The sequence below is a fragment of the Nocardia sp. CA-136227 genome (genome assembly GCF_050955695.1).
Classification (GTDB): Bacteria; Actinomycetota; Actinomycetes; order Mycobacteriales; family Mycobacteriaceae; genus Nocardia.
On sequence record NZ_CP192081.1, the window covers coordinates 2,783,091 to 2,809,758 of the forward strand.

At 66.3% G+C, this 26,668-nt stretch carries 25 protein-coding genes and 2 pseudogenes; 15 read left to right on the forward strand and 12 right to left on the reverse strand.

From position 1 onward, the window contains the following. Positions 1-75 precede the first annotated feature (75 nt). Entirely contained in the window at positions 76-888 is an 813-nt protein-coding gene (locus ACQP06_RS12815; RefSeq protein ID WP_433672424.1) for a helix-turn-helix domain-containing protein, read from the forward strand. A 1-nt stretch (position 889) separates the two neighbouring features. Here ACQP06_RS12815 and ACQP06_RS12820 read toward each other — a convergent pair whose 3' ends face one another. The 3 genes from ACQP06_RS12820 to ACQP06_RS12830 form a co-directional block, all read right to left on the reverse strand. Beyond that, the gene (locus tag ACQP06_RS12820; RefSeq protein WP_433672425.1) at positions 890-1,264 is read right to left on the reverse strand and encodes a hypothetical protein; all 375 of its coding nucleotides are present in this window, start codon (positions 1,262-1,264) and stop codon (positions 890-892) included. A 222-nt stretch (positions 1,265-1,486) separates the two neighbouring features. Next, positions 1,487-2,455, reverse strand: coding sequence for a sigma-70 family RNA polymerase sigma factor (locus ACQP06_RS12825; RefSeq protein ID WP_357093448.1), 969 nt, complete (start codon positions 2,453-2,455; stop codon positions 1,487-1,489). Positions 2,456-2,892: 437 nt separating this feature from the next. Continuing rightward, positions 2,893-4,428 carry a DUF7059 domain-containing protein gene (locus ACQP06_RS12830; protein WP_433672426.1) on the reverse strand — a complete coding sequence of 512 codons (1,536 nt, stop codon included), beginning with the start codon at positions 4,426-4,428 and terminating at the stop codon, positions 2,893-2,895. 234 nt (positions 4,429-4,662) lie between these two features. Here ACQP06_RS12830 and ACQP06_RS12835 point away from each other — a divergent pair, with 234 nt between their 5' ends. From ACQP06_RS12835 to ACQP06_RS12865, 7 genes are all read left to right on the forward strand, one after another. After that, positions 4,663-5,001, forward strand: coding sequence for a DUF485 domain-containing protein (locus ACQP06_RS12835; protein ID WP_433672427.1), 339 nt, complete (start codon positions 4,663-4,665; stop codon positions 4,999-5,001). After that, positions 4,998-6,626, forward strand: a complete 1,629-nt coding sequence (locus tag ACQP06_RS12840) for a solute symporter family protein (RefSeq protein ID WP_433672428.1) — start codon at positions 4,998-5,000, stop codon at positions 6,624-6,626. Before ACQP06_RS12835 ends, ACQP06_RS12840 begins: the two co-directional genes overlap by 4 nt. A 232-nt stretch (positions 6,627-6,858) precedes the next feature. Continuing rightward, positions 6,859-7,170, forward strand: a complete 312-nt coding sequence (locus tag ACQP06_RS12845; RefSeq protein ID WP_433672429.1) for a hypothetical protein — start codon at positions 6,859-6,861, stop codon at positions 7,168-7,170. Then, positions 7,167-7,931, forward strand: coding sequence for a F0F1 ATP synthase subunit A (atpB, locus tag ACQP06_RS12850; protein WP_404204232.1), 765 nt, complete (start codon positions 7,167-7,169; stop codon positions 7,929-7,931). Before ACQP06_RS12845 ends, atpB begins: the two co-directional genes overlap by 4 nt. A 67-nt stretch (positions 7,932-7,998) precedes the next feature. Beyond that, the gene (locus tag ACQP06_RS12855) at positions 7,999-8,256 is read left to right on the forward strand and encodes a F0F1 ATP synthase subunit C (RefSeq protein ID WP_040810042.1); all 258 of its coding nucleotides are present in this window, start codon (positions 7,999-8,001) and stop codon (positions 8,254-8,256) included. A gap of 8 nt (positions 8,257-8,264) precedes the next feature. Further along, a complete protein-coding gene (locus ACQP06_RS12860; protein ID WP_404204230.1) occupies positions 8,265-8,771 on the forward strand; it encodes a F0F1 ATP synthase subunit B in 507 nt (168 codons plus the stop codon). After that, positions 8,768-9,340: a hypothetical protein gene (locus ACQP06_RS12865; protein WP_357093468.1), complete on the forward strand. Its 573-nt coding sequence runs from the start codon at positions 8,768-8,770 to the stop codon at positions 9,338-9,340. The genes ACQP06_RS12860 and ACQP06_RS12865 overlap by 4 nt, the downstream gene beginning before the upstream one ends. 91 nt (positions 9,341-9,431) lie before the next feature. Here the strand turns inward: ACQP06_RS12865 and ACQP06_RS12870 are convergent, their stop codons facing one another. Both ACQP06_RS12870 and ACQP06_RS12875 read right to left on the reverse strand, forming a co-directional pair. Then, positions 9,432-10,175 (reverse strand): VOC family protein, encoded by a 744-nt coding sequence (locus tag ACQP06_RS12870; protein ID WP_433672430.1) that lies wholly within the window; start codon positions 10,173-10,175, stop codon positions 9,432-9,434. Then, entirely contained in the window at positions 10,172-11,098 is a 927-nt protein-coding gene (locus ACQP06_RS12875; RefSeq protein WP_433673306.1) for a GlxA family transcriptional regulator, read from the reverse strand. Before ACQP06_RS12875 ends, ACQP06_RS12870 begins: the two co-directional genes overlap by 4 nt. Positions 11,099-11,298: 200 nt before the next feature. On the opposite strand from ACQP06_RS12875, the gene ACQP06_RS12880 reads away from it, so the two are divergent. Further along, entirely contained in the window at positions 11,299-12,594 is a 1,296-nt protein-coding gene (locus ACQP06_RS12880; RefSeq protein WP_433673307.1) for an MFS transporter, read from the forward strand. Here ACQP06_RS12880 and ACQP06_RS12885 read toward each other — a convergent pair. Continuing rightward, positions 12,591-13,058: a DUF3099 domain-containing protein gene (locus tag ACQP06_RS12885; protein ID WP_357093477.1), complete on the reverse strand. Its 468-nt coding sequence runs from the start codon at positions 13,056-13,058 to the stop codon at positions 12,591-12,593. The genes ACQP06_RS12880 and ACQP06_RS12885 overlap by 4 nt on opposite strands. 79 nt (positions 13,059-13,137) lie before the next feature. On the opposite strand from ACQP06_RS12885, the gene ACQP06_RS12890 reads away from it, so the two are divergent. Continuing rightward, positions 13,138-13,371 carry a DUF3039 domain-containing protein gene (locus tag ACQP06_RS12890; RefSeq protein ID WP_379277347.1) on the forward strand — a complete coding sequence of 78 codons (234 nt, stop codon included), beginning with the start codon at positions 13,138-13,140 and terminating at the stop codon, positions 13,369-13,371. Positions 13,372-14,103: 732 nt separating this feature from the next. Here ACQP06_RS12890 and ACQP06_RS12895 read toward each other — a convergent pair. Then, positions 14,104-14,831, reverse strand: a pseudogene (locus tag ACQP06_RS12895) (IS5 family transposase); the annotation flags it as partial. A gap of 93 nt (positions 14,832-14,924) precedes the next feature. Between ACQP06_RS12895 and ACQP06_RS12900 the strand changes: the two are divergent. Genes ACQP06_RS12900 through ACQP06_RS12910 form a run of 3 tightly spaced genes read left to right on the forward strand, consistent with a single transcriptional unit; the run spans position 14,925 to position 18,333 of the window. Continuing rightward, positions 14,925-15,887, forward strand: coding sequence for a VWA domain-containing protein (locus ACQP06_RS12900; protein WP_433672431.1), 963 nt, complete (start codon positions 14,925-14,927; stop codon positions 15,885-15,887). Beyond that, positions 15,884-16,597: a hypothetical protein gene (locus ACQP06_RS12905; protein ID WP_433672432.1), complete on the forward strand. Its 714-nt coding sequence runs from the start codon at positions 15,884-15,886 to the stop codon at positions 16,595-16,597. The genes ACQP06_RS12900 and ACQP06_RS12905 overlap by 4 nt, the downstream gene beginning before the upstream one ends. Then, entirely contained in the window at positions 16,594-18,333 is a 1,740-nt protein-coding gene (locus ACQP06_RS12910; RefSeq protein WP_433672433.1) for a hypothetical protein, read from the forward strand. The genes ACQP06_RS12905 and ACQP06_RS12910 overlap by 4 nt, the downstream gene beginning before the upstream one ends. A 41-nt stretch (positions 18,334-18,374) precedes the next feature. Here ACQP06_RS12910 and ACQP06_RS12915 read toward each other — a convergent pair whose 3' ends face one another. Beyond that, the gene (locus ACQP06_RS12915) at positions 18,375-22,052 is read right to left on the reverse strand and encodes an AAA domain-containing protein (protein WP_433672434.1); all 3,678 of its coding nucleotides are present in this window, start codon (positions 22,050-22,052) and stop codon (positions 18,375-18,377) included. Between the two features lie 23 nt (positions 22,053-22,075). Then, positions 22,076-22,489: a hypothetical protein gene (locus ACQP06_RS12920; RefSeq protein WP_433672435.1), complete on the reverse strand. Its 414-nt coding sequence runs from the start codon at positions 22,487-22,489 to the stop codon at positions 22,076-22,078. A 483-nt stretch (positions 22,490-22,972) separates the two neighbouring features. Between ACQP06_RS12920 and ACQP06_RS12925 the strand changes: the two genes are divergently transcribed. Then, complete coding sequence (locus ACQP06_RS12925) at positions 22,973-23,263, forward strand: hypothetical protein (protein WP_433672436.1); 291 nt, start codon at positions 22,973-22,975, stop codon at positions 23,261-23,263. A 148-nt stretch (positions 23,264-23,411) separates the two neighbouring features. Here ACQP06_RS12925 and ACQP06_RS12930 read toward each other — a convergent pair. From ACQP06_RS12930 to ACQP06_RS12940, 3 genes and pseudogenes are all read right to left on the reverse strand, one after another. Next, a pseudogene (locus ACQP06_RS12930) lies at positions 23,412-23,801 on the reverse strand (Fic family protein); the annotation flags it as partial. A 338-nt stretch (positions 23,802-24,139) separates the two neighbouring features. Then, positions 24,140-24,265: a hypothetical protein gene (locus ACQP06_RS12935; RefSeq protein WP_433672437.1), complete on the reverse strand. Its 126-nt coding sequence runs from the start codon at positions 24,263-24,265 to the stop codon at positions 24,140-24,142. 89 nt (positions 24,266-24,354) lie between these two features. Continuing rightward, on the reverse strand, positions 24,355-25,341 hold the full coding sequence (locus tag ACQP06_RS12940; protein ID WP_433672438.1) for an oxidoreductase: 987 nt from the start codon (positions 25,339-25,341) through the stop codon (positions 24,355-24,357). A gap of 398 nt (positions 25,342-25,739) precedes the next feature. Here ACQP06_RS12940 and ACQP06_RS12945 point away from each other — a divergent pair, with 398 nt between their 5' ends. Further along, positions 25,740-26,663: an SDR family NAD(P)-dependent oxidoreductase gene (locus tag ACQP06_RS12945; protein ID WP_433672439.1), complete on the forward strand. Its 924-nt coding sequence runs from the start codon at positions 25,740-25,742 to the stop codon at positions 26,661-26,663. The last annotated feature ends 5 nt before the right edge of the window (positions 26,664-26,668 follow it).

Genomic DNA, 26,668 nt, shown 5'->3' on the forward strand with positions numbered 1-26,668 from the left:
TGCCGCCGGGCCCGGCCCGCGAGATAGGAAAAACCGGCACAGCCGGATCGGCCGAGGCTGCCTAGAGTGGATTCGGTGACCACCGCGCAAACCCTGGCCTCCGTCGTGTCCGCCGAGGACCTCGAGCGCCGCACCGCGCCGTCCGCCGGTCTGCGCCCCTGGATCGCCGAGATCGCCCACATCCCGACCACCGATCCCGGACCGGTCGCCTTCAGTCACCTGCCGCTGGCCGCCACCTCGATCGTGTTGCGCCGTGAGGCATCCGGCCGCCGCGACGCCTGGGTGCTGGGCCCGCGCACCCGCGCCACCTACGCCCACCCGGAGCGGCCCGCGGGCTGCACCCGTATCCGGCTGGCCCCCGGCGCCGCCCAGCCGCTGCTCGGCGTCCCGGCGGCCGAGTTGACCGATCGGGTCACCCTGCTGTCGGCGCTGCCCGGCCCGGCGGCCGAGCTGGCCGACGTGCTGCTGGAGCTCGACCCGGACGAGGTGACGGCCTTCCTGGAAGCCGAACTCCCGCACCGGGTCACCGAGGATCCGGTGCGCCGCGACCACCGCCGACTCCTGAATTCGGCGGTGACCGCCATGGACACCACCGCACCGGTCGGCGAGCTCGCGACCGGTCTGGCGGTCTCCGAACGCCAGCTCCGCAACCTGTTCACCGCCGGAATCGGCGTGTCTCCCAAGCACTACGCACGCATCACCCGGCTGCGTCAGGTGATCGCGGCGGGCGGCAATACCCCGTGGTCGGATCTGGCCCACTCCTCGGGCTACTACGACCAGTCTCACCTGAGCGCCGATTTCCGCTCGCTCATGGGTGTCGCGCCGACCGCCTACTTTCGCGGTGACATCCCGGCCCCGACGCCGTGCCAGGCGCTGACCCGGCGCTAGATCATCGCAGGGCGATCAACGGCTGGGTTTCGCTTGTGGTCCACGGCATTTCGATGAACGCGGTCAGCCGGATGCGGGAGTTGCCGAGGCTGCCGGTGAAGACGCGGCGGCCCGCGGCGGCGTCGCGCATCTCGGTGGAGTCGGTGAGAGCGAGTGCCCGCGCCCAGGTCACCAACTGGATATTCGATTCGGCGGCGGGCAGATCGGGGTGGACGGTGCCGAAGAACTCGGCCTCCGCGCCGGTGGGGTCCAGCCGCGCGCGGCAGTCCCACATCCAGCTCACCGGCGGGAGCGGCTCACCGGCGACCTGGCTCGCATAGGTGTTCACCTGCTGCGACAGGGTGTCGATGGCAATCATCGTCAGCGAATCGGTCACGGGCGACAGATTCCCATCCCTGAGAGCCGGTGCCCCGCAATCCCACTAGCCCCGCGTGTCGACGGGGTCCGGACACGGAAACGCCGGCCGACTCGGCTCGCCCGGAGGGGACATCCAGGGGAGCGAATCGGCCGGCGAAATCGGGCCAGCGCCTCGAGATGGCCCGATGACCGGTGTGGAGCCGGGCAGGGGGACCGGCTCCACGAGGTCGGAACTGCGGGACTAGCTGGCGTAGGCGCGCAGGCGGTCGGCGCGCTCGCCCTTGCGGAGCTTGGACATGACCTCACGCTCGATCTGGCGGACCCGCTCGCGGGAGAGCCCGAAGAGCTTGCCGATCTGGTCGAGGGTGCGCGGCTGGCCGTCGTCGAGGCCGTAGCGCAGCCGGATGACCTGCTGTTCGCGCTCGTCCAGCGTGGCGAGCACGACGCGCACGTCGCGGTGCAGCAGACCGGCGATGACCGCGCTCTCGGCGGAGGTGGCCTCGGAGTCCTCGATGAAGTCGCCCAGCGGGGCCTCTTCGTCATTGCCGACCGGCATGTCCAGCGACACCGGGTCGCGGCTGTGGTCGAGCAGATCGGCGATCTTGTCGACCGGAATGCCGGATTCGCGCGAGAGTTCCGCGTCGGTCGCCTCGCGGCCCAGCTGCTGGTGCAGCTCACGCTTGATGCGGGCCAGCTTGTTCACCTGTTCGACCAGGTGGACGGGGAGGCGGATGGTGCGGGACTGATCCGCCATACCGCGGGTGATGGCCTGCCGGATCCACCAGGTCGCGTAGGTCGAGAACTTGAAGCCCTTGGTGTAGTCGAACTTCTCCATCGCGCGGATCAGACCCAGGTTGCCTTCCTGGATGAGGTCCAGCAGCGGCATGCCACGACCGGTGTAGCGCTTGGCCAGCGAGACCACGAGGCGGAGGTTGGCTTCCAGCAGGTGCTGGCGGGCGGCCTGACCCTCGCGAACCAGGATCGCCAGATCCTTCTTCTTCGCGGCGGACAGACGCTTGCTCGTCTCCAGCAGGTGCTGAGCGTAGAGGCCCGCCTCGATGCGCTTGGCCAGCTCGACCTCGTCGGCCGCCGTGAGCAGCGCCGTCTTGCCGATCCCGTTCAGGTACACACGTACCAGGTCGGCGGCGGGGCTTGCGGCATCGAGGTCTTGTTCGCTGGTGCGCACGTCAGTGGTGGCGGGGCTTGTCATGACTTGCCTCCTGTCGGTGGTGTCTCGCTCCGTACAACGGGCCCGACTTCAGGAAAGTTCCCCGCCGGAGCCGGTGTAAACCGCACCTGAGCTGCGGTTTTTACGGTGCACGGCTGAGAAGTTCCTGAGAAGCGCGGATCGCCGGGAACACGGGCCGCCGGCGAACGGGCCCTCGGTGACCGGGTGGTTGCCGCCGCCGGACTCGAACTTCGCGATGCCGCAATCGAATACGTGTGAACGGCCCTTGCCGGGGGCGTCGTGAAGCGAGTACGCGATAGAACGAAACGGGGTTCGAGCGCATTCCCCGCCCCGACCGGATCGGTATCCGCGCGACATTCGATCGTGACGGACCTCACCGCCGGTCAGTGCGGGTTTCCTGCGGAAACGCCGACGGCCGCCGGGGAGTCCGGCGGCCGTCGCGGGGTGGATCGAGGGGTTCAGTTCGGATGCACGAGCCCGTGCCGGACCAGCCCGGCGACCACGGTCATGGCGGCGGTCTCGAAATCCGGGGTCGCCGCGTCGCCGGTCTCGCCGAAGGCCAGCAGGTCGACCAGTTCCCGCAGCGGGAGCCCGTCGGGCCGCATCCCGGCCAGCAGCGCGGCCGTGGTGTCGTCGACCTCGTGCTGCCAGCGCGGCCCGTCGCCGCGGTGCAGCCGGGCCACGGCCTGCGCCCAGCCCTCGTCGCCGGGGAGATAGACGCGCTCGAGCGCGGTGGCCGGATCGACCCGGTAGCGCGAGTCGAGGATCAGGTCCGGGTCGGCGGCCGCGGCGCGCAGCCAGGCCGAGCGCTCGAAGTAGGCCAGCGACTCCGGCCCGAGCGGGTCGTCGAAGCCGTGGGTGAGGTCCTCGGCGAGCAGTTCGGTGGGGCCGTCGATGGCGCGGAGATAGACGAAGCCGAAGCCGATGCCCTCCACCTCGGATTCCCGGAAGGCGTCGAGCCAGCGTTCGGCGCGGGCCTGGGCGGCGGGCTCGCGCGGGTCCAATCCGGCATCGCGCAGCCAGGTCCCGACATAGAGGGCGGGGTCGGCGATATCGCGCTGCACGATCCAGGCGTCGATGCCCGCGTCGGGCAGCCAGCTCGCGACCCGGCCGCGCCAGTCCTGGCCTTCCCGATGGACCCAGGACGCCAGCAGTGCGGCGGTGCCGCCGGGGTTGAGCAGCTCCGGGATGCCGGAGATGACGAGTTCGCTGGCGCCGTCGAGGGCGAGGCCGGAGTCGCGGTAGGTGTGCTCGACGCGGGCGGGGCCCACGACGAACGGGGGATTGGCGACCACCTGGTCGAAGCGGCGGCCCGCGACGGGCTCGAACCAGGAGCCTTCCAGCAGCTCGATATCGAGGTCGTTGAGCGCGGCGGTGGCCTCGGCCAGCCAGATGGCCCGCTTGTTCACGTCGGTGCCGGTGACGCGGCGGCCGTAGGAGGCGGCGTGCACGGCCTGGACGCCGCAGCCGGTGCCGAGGTCGAGGACGGTGCCGGTGGCGGCGGTCGGGGTGGCGCGCAGCAGTGACAGTGAGGCCTGGCCCACGCCGAGCACGTGGTCGGCGTCGAGGGCCCGCCGCCGCATGGAGTCGTCGAGGTCCGACAGCACCCAGCGGGTGCCGTGGCCGAGGTCGAGGGGACGCAGGTCCAGGGCGGCGCGAATCTCGCCGCCGTCGCGCTCGATCAGCCCGGCGGCGACGGCGTGGTCCAGGTCGACGGGCGAAAGGGCCGCTGCCGCTTCGCGTTCGGGGACCGGATCGCCGAGCAGCAGCAGCCGTACCAGGGTGCCGAGCTCGCCGAGGTCGGCGGTTGCCCGGCGGACCGGGACGGGTTCGCCGCGGCCGAGGGCGGCGTGGGCGGTGTCGCCCAGCGCCTCGAGCAGGGTGTCCGCGTTGTAGCGGACGCGGGTCAGCGCCGCGCGTAGGTCGGGCGCGAGGTCGGCGAGCAGGGACGAAGTGGTCGTCAAGCGCGGGGTGACGGAGCGATTCGTCGGCATGACCGGAACTCTGCCACCGCTACCTGTGGGCATCCGGCAGTGGGCCCGGTTGCGGGCGTTCGAGCCCGGGGATCGGGTCGCTCGGACCCAAGGAAACCGGTTGGTTGCTGGCCGCGGAACCTTCCGAATCCCGGCTCACTTGCCGATGAATTCATGATCTCACCTGCGGTTATTCGCCCTTGTTACAACCACTTTCGTTGCTACTGTGACCGGCATCACCAGGAGGTATCGCAGTTGACAACTGAAACCCAGACCGGCGGACCGGATCCCGACTGGCCCCAGGTCTTCGACAGCCCCGAGTTCCAGAGCCTGCGGCGTCGCTTCCGCCGCTTCGTCTTCCCCATGACCGCCCTGTTCCTGGCCTGGTACGCGCTCTACGTGCTGCTCGCCGACTACGCGCACGCCTTCATGTCGCACAAGGTTGGCGGCAATATCACCGTCGGCCTGATCTTCGGCCTGCTGCAGTTCGTCTCGACCTTCGTCATCACCGGCCTCTACGTCCGCTACGCCGACCGCACCCTCGACCCGATCGCCGAGGGGATCCGCGCCGAACTGGAAGGGCCGACCCGATGACCACCTATCTGGCCGCCGCCGTCGAGGGCAGCCGTCCCGGCCTCAACATCACCATCTTCGCGATCTTCGTGGCCATCACCCTGGGCATCGTGGTGTGGGCCAGCCGCGACAACCGCACGGCCGCCGACTATTACGCCGCCGGGCGCGCCTTCTCCGGCCCGCAGAACGGCATCGCCATCTCCGGCGACTACCTGTCGGCTGCCAGCTTCCTCGGCATCGCCGGGGCGATCGCGCTGTACGGATACGACGGGTTCCTCTATTCCATCGGCTTCCTGGTGGCCTGGCTGGTGGCGTTGCTGCTGGTGGCCGAGTTGCTGCGCAACACGGGCAAATTCACGCTCGGCGACGTGCTGGCCTTCCGGATGCGGCAGCGCCCGGTGCGGGCCGCGGCAGCCACCTCGACTCTGGCGGTGAGTCTGTTCTATCTGCTCGCGCAGATGGCGGGCGCGGGCGTGCTGATCTCGCTGCTGCTGGGTGTATCCGGTTCGGCGGGACAGAATCTCGTGATCGCCGTGGTCGGCGCGATCATGATCGTCTACGTGCTCGTCGGCGGTATGAAGGGCACCACCTGGGTGCAGATCGTGAAGGCGGTGCTGCTCATCGGCGCGGCCGCCGCCATGACCGTGTGGGTGCTGGGCCGTTACGACTTCAACTTCTCCAGCCTGTTGCAGGACGCGGTCAACCACGGTGGCAAGACCGGCGCGAAGCTGCTGGAGCCGGGCGCGAAGTACGGCAAGACCGGTACCAGCAAGCTCGACTTCCTCTCGCTCGCACTGGCTCTGGTGCTGGGCACCGCGGGGCTGCCGCACGTGCTGATGCGGTTCTACACGGTGCCGACGGCCAAGGAGGCGCGCCGCTCGGTGGTGTGGGCGATCGGGCTGATCGGCGTCTTCTATCTGTTCACCCTGGTGCTCGGCTACGGTGCGGGCGCGCTGGTGGGGCCGGAGAAGATCGCCAAGGCGCCGGGCAAGGAGAATGCCGCCGCGCCGCTGCTGGCGTTGGAGCTGGGCGGGCCGGTGCTGCTGGGATTCGTTGCGGCCGTGGCGTTCGCGACGATTCTGGCGGTGGTCGCGGGGCTGACCATCACCGCGTCGGCGTCGTTCGCGCACGACGTGTACGCCAATGTGATCAAGCGAGGCCGTGGTGACGGCGATACGGGGGAGGGTAGGAACAGCGAGGTGCGGGTCGCGCGGATCACCGCGGTGGTGATCGGCGCGCTGGCGATCGTGGGCGGCATTCTGGCGAAGAATCAGAATGTGGCGTTCCTGGTGGCGCTGGCCTTCGCGGTGGCCGCCTCAGCAAACCTACCGACCATTTTGTATTCACTGTTCTGGCGGCGCTTCAACACCGCCGGCGCGCTGTGGAGCATCTACGGCGGCCTGGCGGTCACCATCGTGCTGATCGTGTTCTCCCCGGCGGTCTCCGGAGCGCCCACCGCCATGATCAAATCCCATGACTTCCACTGGTTCCCGCTCGCCAACCCGGGTCTGGTGTCCATCCCGGTTTCGTTCGCTCTGGGCTGGCTGGGAACCGTGCTGTCCAAAGAACACGACGACGGCAAGTACGCCGAGATGCAGGTGCGGTCGCTGACCGGCATCGGAGCGGAAAAGGCTGTGCAACACTGATGTCCGAATTAATTGGCGGAAAGTTCGCTGAAAAGCGTTTCAGAATTTCAAGATCAACAATTTGAAGATCAAAAATACTGCCCCGCAACGAGGTTGGGCTGTGTATGCTATTGATCATGCACGGCCCCACTACGAGGTGGGATGACGGCGAGGCGGTGTCGTATTGGACCTCAACAGGCTCCGGATGCGGAGAGCGACTGCAATTGCAATCGCTTTCGGTGTACTGGCATTGATGGTCACAGGTGCGTTGGATCGATTGTTGCTGGGTGTTTTCATGGCTACCGGTCTGACGCTCGGCTGGGTTAATGCCCGGCTCACGTGGATGTCCATCGTGCGCATCACTGATGCGGAAACTCCCAGCAAACAGAAATTGGCGCTGTCCTCGGCGTCTCGATTGATCATCCTGACCGGGCTGTCGATTCTGGTGGCATTCCTGACCCGTCCCTACGGTGTCGGAATCTTCTTCGGGCTGGCGGTCTTTCAGCTGATTCTGGTTCTCCATACGGCTCTGCCCGAGGTGAAAGGACTTCGACAGCAGTCATGAGCATCTACGCGATACTGGCCGCCGAGGAATCCTCGGGGGAGGCCAAGATCCACGTCGGCGATCACGCCCAGGCGCACCTGCTGGGCATGACCTTCAATGTCGACACCATCGTGTCCACCGCGGTGGCCGCGCTGATCGTGCTGGGGCTGGCCTTCTACCTGCGGGTGAAGATCACCTCGGGCGTGCCCAACGGGGTGCAGCTGTTCTTCGAGACCATCACCGTCCAGATGCGCTCCCAGGTGGAGACCGCCATCGGGATGACGGTCGCGCCGTTCGTGCTGCCGCTCGCGGTCACGCTGTTCACGTTCATCCTGCTGTCGAACTGGTTGTCGGTTTTGCCCGTTCAGTACGGTTCGGGCGAATTGATCGCGCCGCCGGCGTCGGACTTCAACTTCACGCTGGCGCTCGCGCTGTTCGTCTTCCTGCTCTATCACGCCGCGGGCGCGTGGCGGCGCGGGCCGGGCGGGCACGCGAAACAGTTGCTGAAGGGCCACACCGGCTGGGGCCCCATGGTTTTCATCAATGTGGTCGAGGAAATCGCCAAGCCGCTGTCGCTGTCCTTGCGACTTTTCGGCAACATGTTCGCGGGCGGCGTCATGGTTTCGGTGATCACGTTGTTCCCGTTCTGGATCAGCTGGGGACCGAATGCCGTCTGGAAACTCTTCGACCTGTTCGTCGGAGCGATTCAGGCATTCATCTTCGCCCTGCTGACCATTCTCTACTTCAGCCAGTCGATGTCGCTGGAGAGTGAAAACCACTGAGCGGCTTCGGCTGTTCGGCGTTGCACCCATCTGGGTGCAGCTATTTTTCAAAACAAGGAAGTGAACAATGGCAGACCCAGCAACCGCGAGTATCGTTCAAGGCGCCCTCATCGGCGGCGGCATCATTCTGGCGGGCGGTGCCATCGGTGCGGGCATCGGTGACGGTCTGGCCGGCGCGGCGTTGATCAACGGCGTCACCCGGCAGCCGGAGGCGGAAGGCCGCTTGCGCGTGAACTTCTTCCTGACCGTTGGTCTGGTCGAAGCGGCCTACTTCATCAATCTAGCGTTCATGGCACTGTTCGTATTCGCTACTCCCGGTAAGTAGACGTCATCATGTCTCCCAGAACGGATGTGGAGGCCGCGGGGAACTTCCTGGTTCCCAACGGCACCTTCGTGGCCGAGTTATTGATCTTCCTGATCGTGCTGGCAGTCATCTGGTTCTTCGTGGTTCCGCCGATCCGAAAGGTGCTGGCGGAGCGGGAGGCACGTGTCGAGGTCACGACGGCGACCGCCAAGGAAGCCAGCGAAACCTTCGCCGAAGCCGAAGCGCGCTACGAGGCAGCCCTCGAGCAGGCCCGACTGGAAGCGGCCGACATCCGCAACCAGGCCCGGGCCGAGGGGCGGGCAATCCTCGAGGGAATGCGCGGCGAGGCCCAGAAAGAGGCCGACCAGATCGTGGCCGAGTCCACGGCGCACCTGCGCGCCGAGGCCGACCAGGTCGCCGCCGAACTACGCGAAGCCGTCGAACCACTCGCTCAGGACCTGGCCGGCCGGGTCCTGGGCGGGAACGATCGTGCCCGGACCAGTGCGGGCCAGCAGAGAGGACGGGGGTCTGCATGATCCTCACCGATACCCATCTCGCCGAGGGTATTTACAACATCACCTTCGATTGGCCCGTCTTCCTCAGTCAGCTGTTCGGCTTCGCCGTCATCGTGTGGTTCATCATGAAATACGTTGTGCCACCGGTGAAGAAGATCATGAACAACGCTCAGGACCAGATCCGCCGGCAACTCGAGGAGAGCGAGGCGGCGGCTGATCGGCTGGCCACCGCCAAAGCCGCCTACGACAATGCCGTCGCCGAGGCCCAGGCCGAACTCGAGCGCATGCGCGAGGAGGCCCGCGCCGACGCCGACCGCATCATTCTCCAGATGCGCGAGGCCGCGGCGGCCGAGGTGGAACGGGTCCGCAAGCAGGGCCGCGATCAGATCCTGCAGTACCGCAGGCAGATGATCCGGGATCTGGAACAGGATCTGGCGGCCGCCATGCTCGCGCTCACCGAGGAGAAGGTGCGCGAGCAGATCGGATCACCGCAGTCCCGTGCCGACAGCATCGAGAGGTTCCTCGAAGATCTGGAGGCGCTGGCCAATTCCGGTGAGGCGCGGCGTCAGCCGCAGACCGAGCGGAAATAACACCAACTCTCGGTAGGGCTCTCGGGGATTCCCGAACCCTGCCCGAGCTCGAGCCCGGCACCCCGGATCCGATCCGGGGTGCCGGGCTCGTTCACGCCGGTTGGCGACTGGTCAGGCAGTAGGCCGAGCCCGACGGGTCGGCCATGACGAGCCAGTGCTTGCCCTGCTCGACGCGGCGCGCGCCGAGCTCCTCGTGCCAGGCGGCGGTGGCTTCGATATCGGTGCACGCGATATCGGGGTGCGCGGAGGTGGGGCGGTCCTCGCCGAGACGCTGCAACAGGAGATCGAGGGGGAGGCCGGGACGGGCCGAAAGGCGGGAGAACTCCGGCAGGCTGGCGGGTTTCCAGGCCCACCCGGTGAGCTCGGTCCAGAAGCGGGATTCGGTGTCGTAGTCGCTCGCGCCGATGTCGAGGCAGATCTGATCCAGCCGGCTGCGGTCGCCGGACGGCCCGGTGACGGTGGGTGTGAGCGGCCCGGTGGCGTCGCGGAACGGCGTGAAGCAGAACGGCATTCCGGCGGGGGAGCGCAGCACGGCGTAGCCGATGCGTTCGGTGAGGATGTAGTCGCCGTCGAGGGTGGCGCCGAGCTGTTCGGCGCGTTCGGTGGCGGCCACGACATTGTCGACGTCGAGGTCGAGGTGGATGCGGCCGGGTCCGCCGGTGGACTGCATCTTGAGCGTGGGCGCGCCGGAATCCGGGAGCAGCGTGAGGAATTCGTCGTGTTCGCCGCGCGGCGCCGACCGGGTGGTGGCGGTGACTCGGGTCCAGAATTCGGCGCAGTCGTCGAATTCCGCGGCGGGCCGGTCGAGAAAGGCCCATACCCAGCGAATGGTCATGCTGTCTCCAGAGTTTCGCGCTTGCGGAAGGTCTTACGGTAGGTCAACGGCGGCACGCCCAGTTCGGAACGCATGTGATGGCGCAGCGAGGCGGAGGTGCCCAGGCCCGCGTTGCGCGCCACCTCGTCGACGGGCAGGTCGGTGGTCTCGAGCAGATGCCGGGCGTGGCGGACGCGCTGCTGCAGGATCCACGCGCCCGGAGCCATGCCGGTCTCGGCCTTGAAGCGGCGGGTGAAGGTGCGCACGCTCATATGCGCGTGCGCGGCGAGGGCATTCAGGTCCAGTTCGTCGTCTAGGTGGTGCAGCGCCCAGCGGCGGGTGGGCGCGGTGCCGTCGCTGCCCGCCTCGGGAACGTGTCGTTCGATGAACTGCGATTGGCCGCCTTCACGCCACGGCGGCACCACGCAGTAGCGGGCCGCGCCATTGGCGGCGGCGGTGCCGTGGTCGGTGCGGATCAGGTGCAGGCACAGGTCGATTCCGGCCGCCAGTCCGGCGGAGGACCACAGGTTTCCGTCCTGCACGAACAACTGGTTCTCGTCGAGGGTGACCCGCGGATACAGGGCGCGGAACTGGTCGGCGAAGCGCCAGTGCGTGGTGGCGCGGTGGCCGTCGAGCAGTCCGGCCGCGCCCAGTACGAACGCTCCCGTGCAGATGGACACGATGCGCGCGTCGGGGCGGATGGTGGCGAGGGCGTCGGCGAGCGCGAGCGGCAGCGTGCCGTCCTGGCGCGGCCCGGGGATGCGGGTGCCGGGCACGATCACGGTGTCGGCGAGCGCGAGCAGTTCCGGGCCGTGCTCCGGGATGACCGTGTACCCGCCGACCGCCACGATGCCGCCGTCACCGAGGCCGCAGATGCGCACGTCGTAGAGCGGTTCGCCGTCCTCGCCGGTGGCCGCGCCGAGCACCATGGAAGGAATGGTCATGTCGAAGCCGACGGTGGGTTCCAGGACCAGGACGGCGACGAGCTGAGGTGCCTGCACGGTGTCTCCCCTCACGGTTGGCTTGATCTTGACGCATTGTGGCATTCAGGCCACTCGTGCCGGTAGGGGATTTCGGTCACGCTCGATCGGTGAGTGAACTCAGGGACCGCCTCGACGTGGAATCGCCGTCGGGCACAGGCTCGTTGGACGGCGCGTTGGCAGCTCCGCGGGGGCGGGCACGGCGGGGCCCGCATCCGGCGTGGATCGTCGCCGCGGTCGGGTTCGTGGCGCTGCTGGGCGCGGCCGGCTTCCGCTCGGTGCCCGGCGTGCTCATGGATCCGTTGCATCAGGAATTCGGCTGGTCGCACGGCACGATCGGGGCCGCGGTCTCGGTGAATGTGCTGCTGTACGGACTGATCTCGCCGTTCGCGGCGGCGCTCATGGACCGGTTCGGCATCCGCCGGGTGGTGGCGTGCGCGCTGGTGCTGATCGCGGCCGGGGCGGGGTTGACGGTGTTCATGACCCGGCCATGGCAGCTCATGGTGACCTGGGGCCTGCTGGTGGGCGTCGGGGTCGGGTCGATGTCCATGCCGTTCGTGGCCACCATCACCGGCCGCTGGTTCGTGAAGCAGCGCGGCCTGGTCACCGGTGTGCTGACCGCGGCGGGAGCGACCGGGCAGCTGATCTTCCTGCCGTTGATCGCGAGCCTGGCCCGCGATCACGGCTGGCGCACGCCGTCGATCGTGGTGTCGGTGGCGGCCTTGGCGGTGGTTCCGCTGGTGCTGCTGTTCATCCGCGACTTCCCCAGCGATGTCGGCGTGCGCGCCTACGGCGCCGAGCCGGGCAGCGCGGTCGGGGTGCGGACCACGGCTCCCGGTGGTGCGGCGCGGGCGCTCACGGTGCTGGCGGCCATCGTCCGCAAGCCGGTGTTCTGGATGCTGGCGGGCGGTTTCGCCATCTGCGGGGCGTCGACCAACGGCCTGATCGGCACGCATTTCGTGAGCGCCGCCCACGATCACGGCATGCCCGCGACCACCGCCGCCGGGCTGCTGGCCGTGGTGGGCGCGTTCGATGTCGCGGGCACCATCGCCTCGGGCTGGCTCACCGACCGCCTGGACTCGCGCTATCTGCTGGTCGCCTACTACACGCTGCGCGGGGTCTCGCTGCTGTTCCTGCCGGTGCTGTTCGGTCCGGACGTGCAGCCGAGCATGTGGGCGTTCATCATCTTCTACGGCCTGGACTGGATCGCCACCGTGCCGCCGACGGTCGCGCTGTGCCGTAAGCACTTCGGCGAGGACGGTCCGGTCGCGTTCGGCTGGGTGTTCGCCTCACACCAGATCGGTTCGGCGCTGGCCGCTTTCGGTGCGGGCGTGATCCGCGACGTGCAGGGCAGCTATACGACGGCCTGGTTCGTCGCCGGCGCGCTGTGCGGTCTCGCGGCCCTGTTGTCCGCGGCGATCCCCGTGGACCGGAAGGCCGGGGCGATCGCGGGGAGCTAACCCTGCGAGCCCTGCGAGTTGGGCCAGCCTTCGACGGACTTGTGCGTTCCCGATTCCAGCGCAGTCTGATTCCGTCGCCCGTCCCAGCGGCTCGGTTCGTCGCTGGTGCGGGGCGGGCGGTCGTTGGCGATGAGGACCGCGATCCACGGCAGCGGCACCGAGACGCCGATGATCAGCAGCGACACCCACCAGCTGTGCCACAGCCCGTAGGCGGCCGCCGCGCCGATCAGGCAGGGGATGCGGAACGCCATGATGGTGATGTACCGCCGCACCCGGTCCCGATGCTGCTGTTCGAGCGAGGTCTGCGCCTCGGTGATCAGGGCAGGATGCTGTTTCCCCTCACCCGGGAAGTACCCCTGGGAGGGCGGGGGCGGTTTCGGGATCGAACCGGCGGGGTGGAACTCGACGTCCGGGCGACCCGCGCCGCTACTGCCGTCGGCCTGGGATTCGCCGTCACGCTGCATACCCCGAGTCTTCCACTACAGCGCGTCGGATGCACACGCCGCCCGCCCCCGGACGGGCCGACCTGGCATGATTGATGCCGTGAGCACAGACACCCTGGTCCGTCCGGAAGAGACCACCGACAACTCGACCGACAACGACACCCCCAAGGTCTTCCACTACGTCAAGAAGAACAAGATCGCCGAGAGCGCCGTCATGGGCACCCACGTCGTGGCCCTGTGCGGCGAGGTCTTCCCGGTGACGCGCTCCGCCAAGCCCGGCTCCCCGGTCTGCCCGGACTGCAAGCGCGTCTACGAGCAGATGAAGAAGGACTGACCGTTTCGCTGGTCAGCGGGTTGTGAGCTGCTGAACTGGGCCCCCAGGGTGCCATTTTGGTGCCATTTCGAACGGGTTCAGCAGTTCCAGGACGTCCGCGTTGTCGACCGCCACTATGTGGCGAATGCCCTGGTGAATGTAGTGACGCTGCGCCATCGACCTGTTTCCGTCCATGTGCCCGAGCTGGGCGCTGGCCAGCTCGTCATCCCCAGTGACCGCGGCGATGTGGGTGGCCACCGTGTCGCGCAGGTCCGAAAGCCGGAACGTTGGGAACTTGCTTCCCCTCCGCATCGCATACACCGACATGCGAGCATTGGACACGCTGACCCATGATCCCGTCGCACTCCGTGGACACTGAAGGACCGGCAGATACTCCGACACGGGGGAGGTTCGAGCCCGCTCGTCGGCCAGTTCGGCCGTCAGCCAACTGGACGATACCACCCTGTACTCGTTTCCGCTCTTGCGGTGCGGATTTCGGTACGGACCGATTTCGGACTTGCACCTGACGGTGACCCCGATATACAGCACTGACCGAACGACGCCGTCGAACTCTTCCTCGGCCAGATCGCACCAACGAAGCGCCAGGCCTTCATCTGGCCGCATGTCGGTACCCAGCAACAAGAGGTACAGGGTTCGCAGGTACTGGGCCTCACCGCATCCGTCCTTCAGCCAGGTGTCGATGTGCCCCAGCACGCCCTTCTGTTCCTCAGCGCTGAGTGGTCCCGGTTTCGCGTGGTGGATGTCGGTGCGTCTTTCCCATCGGATGGCCAGCCGTCTGTAGTGGTGCAGCAGGGCGAAGGTTTGCTCGACGATCCAGCGGCCGGCGGTGACCTTGTCGCGGGTGCCGCGGCGGGCAATGTAGCCGCTGATATGTCGTTGCCGCAGTACTGAATACACACTCGGGTAGTCGTATCCCTTGTCCGCGATCAGGTTGGTGATCCGGCGACGGGGCTGGCCCGCACGCCCGCGCAGGGGTCGGACCCGGTCGAGCAGTGTGGGCAACATCAGGTGGTCGTTGACGTTGGCCGCAGACAACGCGACAACGAGCGGGAATCCGTTCCCGCAGGTCAGAATGTGGCGCTTGGAACCGGTCTTGGCTCGATCGACCGGACTCGGACCTGTTGCGGCGCCCCTTTTTTCGCCCGCACATGCGAGCCATCGACCATCACCCAGTCCAAGTCGATCAACGTGGCCGCATGAGCACGCGCGAGCACGGCCTGATGGATTTCCTCGAACGCCCCGGCGGCCTGCCAGACCCGCAACCTGCGCCAACACGTCATCCCGGACCCGAACCCCAGTTCCTGGGGCAGGTCCTCCCATCCGATCCCGGTGATCAGCACGAACAAGATCCCCTGCAACACCAGACGGGAGTCCATCTGCGCCGGTCCCGGCGTCCCGGCCGGTTTCACCGGCAGTAGCGGTTCGATTACCGCCCACAACCTGGCTGAAAACTGTTGCAGAACAACAGATATTACATCGCGCCCACTGCAATTAGCCAGTAGTGCACGGCAATACAGACAATGATGCATCAAAAGAGTTGATAAATGTACACTTTGGCCAGTGGTTCGCCATCGGGTGAGCGGCCAGGGGAGAGAAGGTGCCGGATGTATTCCGCGGAGATCAATCGGAAGCAGCCCGCGCTGCTGCTGCTCGCTATCGACCAGTCGTATTCGATGTTGGATCCGTGGGCTGAGACGGGGCAGTCGAAGGCGGCGGCTCTGGCCGCGGCGGTGAACAATCTGCTGGGCAATGCGGTGCTGTTGTGCAGCCGCGGTGACGAGCGGGTGTACGGGTACTTCGAAATCGGTGTGTTCGGCTACGGCCTCGAGGTCGGTCCGGTGCTGCACGGCACCGACGCTGATCATCCGATCGCGTCCGTTGAGCAGGTGGCGGACAACCCGCTGCGGGTGGACACGGTCAGTCGGCGGGTACCGGATGGCGCTGGTGGCGTGGTGAGCGTGCAACAGCAGATGCCGGTGTGGGTTGATCCGCTGGCGAATGGCGCGACGCCGATGGTGGCCGCGTTCACCGCGATCGAGCCGGTGATCAAGTCGTGGTGCGCCGCCCATCCGGACAGCTTCCCGCCGATCGTCATCAATGTGACCGACGGGATGAGCACCGACGGCGTCCCCAACCAGGTCGTAGAACGCATCCGGAACCTGGGCACCGAGGACGGTCAAGCGCTGGTATTCAACCTGCACCTATCCGGGGTACAGAGCCAGCCGATTCGATTCCCGGGAACGGCTGAAGGGCTGACGGATCCGGACGCGTTGACACTGTTCGAGTTGTCGAGCGTGCTGCCCCCTTCGATGCTCGATGCCGCTGCGGCGGTGGGCTATTCGGTGGCACCCGGTTCGCGCGGATTTCTGTTCAACGCGGATGCGACGACGGTCATCGACTTCCTAGACATCGGCACCCGATCGGTCACCCCCACCGGATTGGGCGAGCTAACGGACGGCCGTGATCTCCCAGAATTGACGGACGGTGACGAGGACGGCGAAGGCGCTGGTGCATGACTGCGATCCCGGCCTGGGTCGAGTCGGTAGCCAAGAACGGGCGTGCTCCTGCCGAGAATGAGGATCGGGCCGGTGCCGGACGGTATCGGTTCGCGGTTGCCGACGGTGCTACCGACTCCGCGCGTGCGGAGGTGTGGGCGGACATTCTCGTCGAGGCGTTCATCCGGACCCCGGTCACCGATATCTTCGATCCGATCGTGCTGGCTCGTCTGCGTGAACAATGGTGGACCGAGGTCGATCGCCCCGGTTTGCCCTGGCACGCCACGCGTAAGCTGCGCGAGCAGCCCGGCGCGGCCGCGTTCGTCGGTATCGAGGTCGACCCGACGCGCGAGTCGTTCGCTGTGACCGCGGTGGGCGATTCGTGTGCCCTGCATATCCGGCAGGGCGAACTGCTGGCGGTGGGCCCGGTGGAGAACTCGCGGCAGTTCGGGTCGTATCAGCCGTGTCTGGTGAAGGCGCTCGCCGATGCGGAACTGTTTCGAGACCTGCTTTGGCACAACGAGTTTTCCTATCAGCCCGGTGATGTCGTCGTCCTCGCCTCCGATGCCCTGGCCAAGTATCTGCTGCGCTGTCATGAAGCCGATGGCCGGTTGGAGCTGGACGGCTGGGCTGACGAGTCGGCTCCGCCATTCACCGATTGGGTTGCCCGGGCTCGCGCGCACGACGGGCTGGACAACGATGACACGACGGTCTGCGTGGTAATGCTGTGAGACTGCCGTCGCTGCGGGAATACCAACTGGCCGTGCAGCATCCGCACATCGCCTTTCGCAATGACAGCGAACTGGCGTCGGGAACGCTTCGGCAGGACCGCTGGGGGATGCCGAAGGTCGCCTCGGGCGGCTTCGCGACAACGTTTCAGGTCAACACCGCTCACCTTCGGTGGGCGGTGCGGTGTTTCCACAAGAACGCCCCCGGTGACCGGCGACTATTCGACCGTTACCACTGCATCAGCGAGTTCATCCGGGACAATCCGCAGTTGGACTTCCTGGTGCCGGTCGAGTACCGGCCCGATGGCGTTCTGGTGCACGGTATGCCGTTCCCCACGGTGCGAATGGGGTGGGTCGACGGGGCTCCGCTGGGCGTCTGGCTCGCGGACTGGGCCAGGCAACCCGATCTCGACCCCGCCGACATCGATGCCGTCCGTTTATCTGTCGCCGTCGCTGCCAGGATGTTGCGCGAACTGGGTGTTGCCCACGGCGACCTTCAGCACGGCAACATCATCGTCCGGTCCGACCTGTCGATCCGGTTGATCGACTATGACGGGATGTACCTTCCGGAGCTGGCGGGTTTGGGCCCGATCGAGGAAGGCCACCGCAACTACCAGCACCCTGAACGCCGCAATCACTACGATGCGACGCTGGACGAATTCGCCGCCGCGGGACTCGATCTGGCTCTGTCGGCATGCGCCCTGCGACCGGACTTGCTGGACCGCTTCGGCGGTACGGGTGAGAACCTGCTGTTCCAAGCGGCCGACTACGCCAATCCCGACCAGTCACCCGTGTTCGCCGAGCTATTGGGAATCGATGCGATAGCCCCAGCCGTGCGCCGCTTTCAAGACGCGTGTCGGGGTGGCTACGGCGGAATCGCGGCAGCCCTGCGGGGTGCCGTCGGTGTCGCGGCGGCGGGACCCCGCAGCGTCGACGCCGGTGTCGTGGTTCGGGGTGAGCACGGCGATGAGCTTCGGGAGCTGGCGGGCACCGTGGCCACGGTGTTCGGCACTGTCGTGTCGACCAAGCTGCTCGAGGGCGGTGCGATCGCCCTGATCAATCTGGCTCCGTATCAGGATGCGGGATTCACCATCGTCTGCTTCGACGAAGTGGCCGATGAACTCTTCCGCCGGTACGGCCGCAGCGGAAAGTACGGCGAGTACCTGGATCTGAAGGGACGGCGCGTCGCAGTCGAGCATGTGATCACCCTCTACGAGGGCCGGTACTCCAAGAAGCTCACGCCGCAGATCATTCTCGAGCACGCCGACTTCCTGCAGATTCTCGATACCGAACAGTTCGAGGAGCTCATCGATGCAACGGATGTCTGGGCAAGCTGGACTCCACTTACCGAATCGCCCGTGGGCGCAACCGAATCGACCGCGGACGACCATGCCCAGCGCGGATTGCCACCGCCTATGTGGCCGACTTCGCCTCCAGCGCAATCCGACTCGGTCGATTCGCTTGAGCACGAGCGTCAATGGGCGCGCTACTCCGGACTGGATGCCAGGTACCGCAACAGGGCGTTCCCGCCCGCCCAACCGACTCGACCGCCTGCTCAGCCGCGGCACAAGGGGGGACAGGCGCAGCCGGAGAGCCGACCGCCACCGCCGGCCCAGGCAGTGATAGGGCTTCCATTGCCGGGGGCGGGTATGCCCACCGGGCAACGAAACGGTCTGCGCTACTTCGTGTTCTCGGCCGTCGTGATCGTGGCCGTCACCGTGGTGTTCATGTTGCTGTAAGACGTTGCGCTGTAAGCAGACCCAGCATCGATACTCCCCGATCAGGCCAGGTTCTGGACGTCGTAGAGCTTCCAGCCGGGCACTCTCTCCGCGGTGGTCGAATCGGCGCGGTCTTCGCGCAGCTGGGTGCCGCGCAGCATCAGCCGCAGGTGCCGCGAGGGTTCGATGCCCGGCTCGTGTCCGCGGTCGAGCACGTACGCGGTCTTGCTGCCGTCGTCATCGTGCACCACGGCGTCGGTGCGGTGACCGCACACCACTTCGCCCAGTTCGACTTTCGCGCTCGCTCCGCCTAGCCATTCGAACAGCTTGTGTGCCAGGGGGTCCGGGCCGCGGCCGACAGCCTGCTCTGGGCCGCCGCCGGTCTCGGCCGCGTCCAGCAAGGCACCGGCGATCCGGCGTTGCCGCCACAGTTCCTTGTCGCCGACGATGATCAGGTGCGATTTGGCGCGCGTGATGGCGACATTCCATAGATTGAGCTGGTTGTCGACCCGGTTGACCGAGCGCTTGGGCATGCCGTGGCCGGCGACCAGCGAAAAGATCATCACGTCGCGCTCGCCACCCTGGAAGGTGTGTACGGTGCCGATGTCGTCGTCGCTGAGGGTGTTTCCGACCGCGGCCCGGATAGCCTCCTTCTGGGCGCGATAGGGCGTCACGACGCCGACGGTGGCATCGGTATCCAGTCCACCGCGCCCTGACAAGAATTCGACGCACTCGCGAACCTTCGCGACTTCGGTCGGGTTGATCCATGAGAGGCTGGACCGTGGATGCTCGGCATTGCCGGTCGTGGGGACCCAGATGACGGCCGGGCGGGGGAGTGCCGGTCGGCCTCGGACATCGGTCATCACCGTCAGTTGCCCATCATAGAACAGCTCATTGGCCAGCGCAGCGATGCGCGGGTGGCATCGGAAGTGCTCGTCCAGCAGCAAGGTTCGGCCGACCGCGCGCTCGGCGGCGCGGAAGCTGGAGTGCCGCCGATACGACAGGCGATGATGCTCGAGCCATGTCGAGGTGACTCCCGCGGCGGTGCGCGCTTTGGCCTCGTCGTCGGCGGTGATGTCGGCGATGTGCTCGAGCTGCATCGGATCTCCGATGACCAGCGCTCGGCGGGCCCGGAAGAGCAACGGCAGTATCTGTGGGATCGCGCACTGGCTGGCCTCGTCGATCACCACCAGGTCGAACAACGCCGGATCGAGCGGGAAGCGGCGAGCCGACAGCGTCGTCACCGCCCAGGCGCGCAGGACCGGCAGTGCGGCCCGCGTGGCCTTCCACTCGTCTCGGGTATTGAGGCTGCGCAGCAGTTCGGCGATGCGTGTCCGGCCTTCGCGGGCATTGTTCTCGACTGTCGTCGAGAACAATGCTGTCGACGCCTTCTGCACCTCTGCCTCGTTCGAGATGTAGTCCCTCCACGCATCGTCGTCGCTGGGGTGTTCGGACATCTCACCGACGCCGTGAATCCATCGATCATGAGCATCGGCGAATCCGGCCAGTGCCGTGCAGATTTCGGCGGTCGACCGCGATTTCACGGCGATGCCGCAGCGATCGAGCAGCCGCTTTCGACGCCACTCACCGAAGAAGCGGGCTTTGCTGAGCTTCAGCGCGCGTCCAGCGACAGTTCGCGGACCCAGCGGCGAGATCTGCTCGATAAGGTCGACCACGGATGGTCCTGCCTCCGCAGCGTGCTTCTCGCGATCTCGTCCGGCTTGTAGCAAGGCTGATTCACAAGTTGCTTTGTGAGCCAGTGTATTCCGTGACGCCGACCATGCGACGGCGGCGCTGTGCAGGCGCATTGCGGCGGTTTCGACACTTGTTGCGGGTGCCGCCGATCCGTTGGCCAGCTGCTCCAGCGTCTTGACTTCCTCGTTGCGACTGTCGACGTTTCCGGTGCGAACCACGCTGGCGGGCACGATCTTGCGACACCGCTGCCACACCTCGTCCACCGCCTTGTTGTTGGTGGAGGCAACCAGCACCGACTGTCCGTCAGCGACCGCGGTCGCGACAAGATTCGCAACGAGCTGGCTCTTGCCCGTGCCCGGCGGACCTGTGGCGATGGTGAGTCGCCGCGTCATCGCCGAGCGGACCACCGCCTCCTGGGCCTCGTTGCACGATAGGGGAGTCACCAGCCGGACAGTGTCGGGATCGCGCTCCGGCGTCGGTTCGACACGCTGCACCGGATCGGGGGACAGGGCCGCCAGAGCCGTCATGCCGATCACGTCCGACTTACCGTCGATCTCGTCGAGATCCTTCAGCAGTTTGCCCGTGACACCGGGATGGCGACTGACGCGGAACAACACCGCGGCATTGCGGCCACCGGCCTGGGGCGTGTGGACATCGATGCGGTCGAACAGCAGATCCGGCTGCGGCTCCTCGACGCATCCCAGCTCGAATTCCTCGGCGAGCTTACGGATGTCGACCGCCATCCGATCGTGCTGCCCGGCATGCCAGCCCGGACGGAAGGTCTCGTTGAACAGCGCCGCTTCCTCCTCGCCCAAGCATTCCGCGGCCAGCGCGGGATGCGCGAGGATCGCGCCGGAAGGTTGCAATCGGCGAACCCCGCCGGTCTCCACTACCTCGACTCGGCGAATCAGCAAGGGCGCGAAGCGATGTGGGATCCGATCCTGACGCCTGCCGCGTGGTGGAGTCACCATTGCCGGATATCCCGCCCACAACTCGTCATCCGAGCCCACGGCCTGTTCGACGAGATCGATGGCTTCCTGCGGCATCTCGACGCAATGGTCGTCATCGAGCTCGCCGGACAAGAAACGTTCAGCTCCGGTCAGACAGACATACGAATCGCCGTGATCATCCACCGACAGCCACGGCACCTCGTATTGATCGGTCCGCAAGCACCGCCGGTAGTAGTCCAGCACGTTCGACCACGACGGATGCGATGCGCCGACGGCCTTGGCGGTCGAAGCCTGTTGGACCGGTCGCGCAGACAGCGGCGCGAGCACCGGGGCCGCGCCCTGGGGGCACGAGGCGATGAGGATTCGATCGTCCACGCCGGTGGCGTGCAGCACCGGAATCTGGGAGGTGTGGGCGCGCATGTGCTTGTTGACGTGATCGAACAGCTCCTGCACCGAGACCTGACCGGTTCCGTCCTTGCCGACTCGGCCGGTGCGCAGTGCTTCCACCATCACTCCGGTGAACACCGAAGGCTGCGGACCGTCCGGCGTACCCGCACCCGCCCGCGACACCTCACGAGCACGCGACGACGACAGCACGTACACGCCACGGCTTTCCAACGGTGAACGACCGCCATCGGATCGCCCCTTCGCCGTCGGCTGCGCGGGTTCGGCCTCGGCAGTGCGGAACCCGAGCGCGAATCCGCCGCTGAGACAGCTGTCGATCATGACAACCTTCTGTGGCGCCACGCACAGCTCCAACTGGTCATTGACGAAGCCCGCGCTCACCGCCGTGTCCGCGATCCGGTCGTGATCGGTGTCGGTGGCGATGAAATGGAACTCGCCACTGGCCTGCACCAGCCGGTCACCGTGCCCGGAGACATAGAGCAGCGCGAGATCGTCTTCTTCGCAGCCATCGAGGAATTCGGCGATTTCGCCGCACATCTGCTCGGCGGTGAGATCGACCCGGCGGATCACCTGCGAGAAGTGGCCGATCTGCCGGTGAGACAGCACCTGTTCCAACTGCCAGACATCCGCCTGCACCGAGGGCAGCGGATCGAAGAACGGGTCGGCGTAGGTTTCGGTGCCGAGCAGCAACGCTCGCCGACGCAGCGATCGAGTCATCGGGCTTCACCCTCCGAGTCATCGCCGGACTCGGCCCCGAGCTGTTCGATGAACAACTCCACCAGCCGAACCTGACGGTCATCGGGCTTCCCGGTCAACAACAACGATCTACCGTCGCGCTCCAGTTGAACCTTGCGATGACGGTCCTGGCCACACCACTCCTTGATCGCGGCGATCAGCACGCGTGCGGCGGCGTTGATCGTCGTTGCGCCCACACCAGCCCACAACACCAATTCCGGATCCACGCCCCCTTTGTCGCCGGTTGCACGCTGCCGGTCTGCATCCACGAATCCAGCGTCGACACCGCTGGCGCCGGACAGAGCACGGCCCAAGTCCCGCGTGAGCCGTTCGCGCCGCAGCCCGTCGCTGGCTACGACGGCGATCCGCCAACCTGTCGCATCGCTGGTCATGTTGCCCCCCTTATTATTTCCGCTGATATGCCTCATTATCTCGTGTTGCGCAATAGGTTTCGTGCGGCATGGTCCTTTCTGGCACGAATCGTCGCTGTTCCGGCGCACATCAGCCATGCTTCCGGACGTCGATCGAGGGGAATCGTTATGTCTTGGCAATCCGATCAGGCCAACGTCCGCTATCACGCCGAGCTGGCTCACTGGCACACCGAACAGGATCGACACCATCGCATACGCCGTCGCCCAAACCATCCCAAACTCCGGCGGGAACGCCTACGGAGTGGTGATGAAGGCCGGTGAATCGGCGTTGTGGGCCTGCGCCTCCCGGCTGATCGAGCCCCGCCGGCACCGCGGGTACTACGCAGGTCGGTCCGCTGGCGTGAGCCTCCGGGTCGTCAAGGGACTGTGGGTCCGATCCGGCAGCTACCGCGGCCAATACGTTCCCGGACCGGAATTGCAGACCCGATCGACGACGGTCAGGCCGTGATCACCACGTCCCGAGTCGTTTTCACCGGATCGAGATCGACCCGGGAGTGGCGATTCGACAAGCTCGTCAGCGTCGACACCGATCCCGATGAGGCAGCGGTGCTGCTCCACGTCGCCAACCGGCAAAAGGTCTCCGGCCTCCTACCCGGCAATAACAGCCCGACGCTTCAGACCTATCTCGACCTGGGACTGGCAATTTCCGAAAGGGGGCCGGAGGCCGTCGCCCGCGAACTACAGGCAACCGCCAACCCGCACATGGCCAGTCAACCCCAACCACCCGCAGTCTGAACCGGTGCCGCCGTGTCTCCAGCAGGTCTTGCAATGGCTTGTTGTCGCCGCGGAGTGCTGCCATCGATGCCTGAATATTGTTGTCGGCGTACAGGATTGACCAGTCAATCAGCCATCCGGCTTCTCGGCCGAGTTGTCGGAAGAACGTTCGCTGAGCTCGGCCGTTGGCCTCGCGGAAAGGATGAATGGCGTTCACCTCGGCGAAGTAATGGGTCAGTTTCGCTACGAACTCGGTGCGGTCGTGCCCGCGCAGGTAGTGGTCGGCTGCCAGCGCTGAGAACACCTCGCCGGAGTAGGTTGCGATGTGTTTCGGCAGGCAGAATGGATCCGACTTCGCGATGCCCACTACGCGCACCTCACCGGCCCAGGTGTAGACGTCGCCGAAGATCTCTCGAGAGGGTGGTCGAGGTTGTAGCGTCCGGGCAGGATCCGCGTACCGAGATCGGCGAGTGCTGCCAGACTCAAATCCGCTTCTACGCGGTGCAGCATTGCGGAATCGATGATCCCGAGGCGATTCTGCAGCACTCCGGGTTGGGATCGCGGTATGGGTCGGCTGTCATGCCACGCCGTGCAGGGCTCGGATCTGTTCACGCATCTGGGCTGTGCTGATCTCACCTGGGATGTATGGGGATGATGAAATGCCAGGTCAGAATAGGTAGAATCCCCAAGATGGCCAGGTCGGCGCATGATCTTGGGGGCTCTACGAGATGATGAAGAAGGACTAAAGCGTTCCGGCAGATCAGAGGCGGTTGGCGACGGCCGAACGAGACCCTCGAGGGCTGAAAATGTCGGCCAGTGTCTCTCACGCCGTGTCGGGCACGTCCATGTCGAATCCATCGATCGCCACCAGGCGCCGCCACATGCGGGGGCAGCTTCTCATCCGAGCGCTGAGCTCGCGCCCCCGTACGCCGCGACCGCGCCATTGACCCGCTCATGATCCACCACCCCGGCCGACATACCGAGACTCACCTGATCCGGACGCGCCACCACAGCGTCGGCCACGACCGCCGAGAATGCACCTCGACCACACCAAATATCAAGCAGCACAAGAAAATTAGAAGGGCGCACCACTCGAGCTACGCGGCGTTGGATCATGACCTGTCGGCTCCGGCCGGGTATCGCACGCCGGTCAGTCGTTCGGATTCGCTCCACAATCGTTGTTGGGCTGCTTTGTCGTAGGCATTGGGTGCGGGTTCGACACGAACGGGATGGCCTTTCGCGCCCTGGTGTGGACCGTAGAACTCGCCGCCGCGCACCTGTGGGTCAGCGGCCGCGCGCAAGGTGGTCAACGCACCCTGTGTGGCGGTGTTGACCCCTATGACCAGAGGGTCGCGCCCCGGTAGCGTCGCCCAAGCGGCGAGCTTCTGGGTAACAGTGCTGATGACCCGCACCGGGCGGCTCATGTTCTGAACGAACTCCGTGATCGCCGTTCCAGGGTGTGCTGCCGCGGCGATGGTGTCGGTGCCTGCGAGCCGCCGGTGGAGTTCGTGGGTGAACAGCAGTCCGGCGAGTTTGGATTGAGCGTATGCCGTCGTCAAGGTGTACGGCCGACGAGTGAAATGGAGATCGTCGAATTCGAGAACGCCCCGGGCGTGAGCTCGGCTGCTGACTGTGATGATGCGGGCTCCAGGTGTCGTTATCACGCGGTCCAGCAGCAATCCGGTGAAGGCGAAGGGGCCGAGGTGGTTGGTGGCGAGGGTCAGTTCGAAGCCGTCCGAGCTGACCTCACGCCGGATGTTCGCCGTGCCCGCGTTATTGATGAGAAGGTCGATTCGATCGCATTGTGCGCGAATCGATTCAGCAGCTGCCCGAACCGACTCCAGCGAACTCAGATCCAAGGCGACCACCTGGAGGTTGGCGGAAGGACTCGAGACGAGTATCCGTTCGGCGGCGTCCGCTGCCTTCGATGGGTTGCGGCACGCCAGGACAACGAAGGCTCCGCGTGCGGCCAGTATGCGTGCGGTTTCGAACCCCAGACCGGCATTCGCACCTGTGACAATGGCTGTCTTACCGGACAAGTCGGGGATCTCGTCCGCAGTCCACTCCGAGTTCGTCTCGCTACCAAGGCTTTTCACCACGAGCCGAGTATGTGTCCGTGCTCCACCATTTTCAACCGGTGATCTGTCTGTGACGTGAGTCCACGTGTACCCCGCGTCCATGTCTGCGCTTGCGCCGCAGTGAAACACGTTCTACTGTCCTCCGTAGGAGAAACATCGACGGCTAGCCTGGTGAATGTGCCTGTCGCACAGTCGATTACGGGTTGTGAGTCGTCTTCGCGTGCAGCGGATTCCGCCGGATCCGGACGCGTCGACCGCGAGGTGGTCGATCTGATGCGGAAAACCGCAGCGTACCAAGGCCTTTCGGTCCCAATGGGCGGTTTCTCCAAGCAGATTCGAAGGAGTGGTACACGCCTATGTCGCCCTACGTTGCTACCGATGGGACAGGTTTCCTCGGTCGCCAGGCTCGGAAACCGCTCGTGGGCCGGCACGTGCTGATCACCGGCGCGTCCTCCGGTATCGGTCGCGCCGCCGCGCTCGCGGTCGCCGAGAAGGGCGCGGTGGTTTTTCTGCTGGCCCGGCGCGAAACCGAACTCGACGAGGTCGTGCGGGAGATTCGCGACGCCGGTGGCGAGGCCTTCGGCTACCCCTGTGACATCACCGACGGTGAATCGGTCGACCGCACCGTCGAATCCGTTCTGTCCGAGCACGATCACATCGACATGCTCGTCAACAATGCCGGCCGCTCCATTCGCCGATCCTTGCATCGCTCCGTCGACCGCGTACACGACTTCGAACGCACGATGGCCGTCAACTATGTCGGTGCGGTCCGCCTGGTCCTGGCCCTCACCCCGCAGATGCGGGAGCGAGGCTTCGGCCATATCGTCAACGTCTCCAGCTCCGCGGTGCAGGTGGCTCCGCCGCGCTACGCCGCGTATGCGGCCAGCAAGGCGGCGCTGGACAAGTTCACCGAGGTCGCCGCCGTGGAAATGCTGTCCGACGGAGTCACCTTCACCACCATCCACATGCCGCTGGTGGAAACTCCGATGATCGTGCCCAGCAAGGACTACGAGACCTACCCCAGTCGCTCCGTCGCCTGGGCCGCCGCCGTCGTCGTCCGCGCTCTCGTCGAACGTCCCATACGCATCGACACCCCGGCAGGCACCGCGGGCGAGTTCGGCTCGCTGTTCACCCCCGGACTGACGGCTCGGGCGCTGCACAAGATGTACCGCGGCTCGCCCGACTCCGCGGCAGCCAAAGGTGAAGCGGAGACAGCGAGAACGACCTCGCAGGTCACCCCTGCGAAGCCGCGTCCCACCCGGCGTTCCCGGTCGAAGGCGGTGCTCGTTCTCACGCGCGCCGCCCGCCGCGCCGCCAGGCTGATCCCGGGCGTCTACTGGTAGTCGCT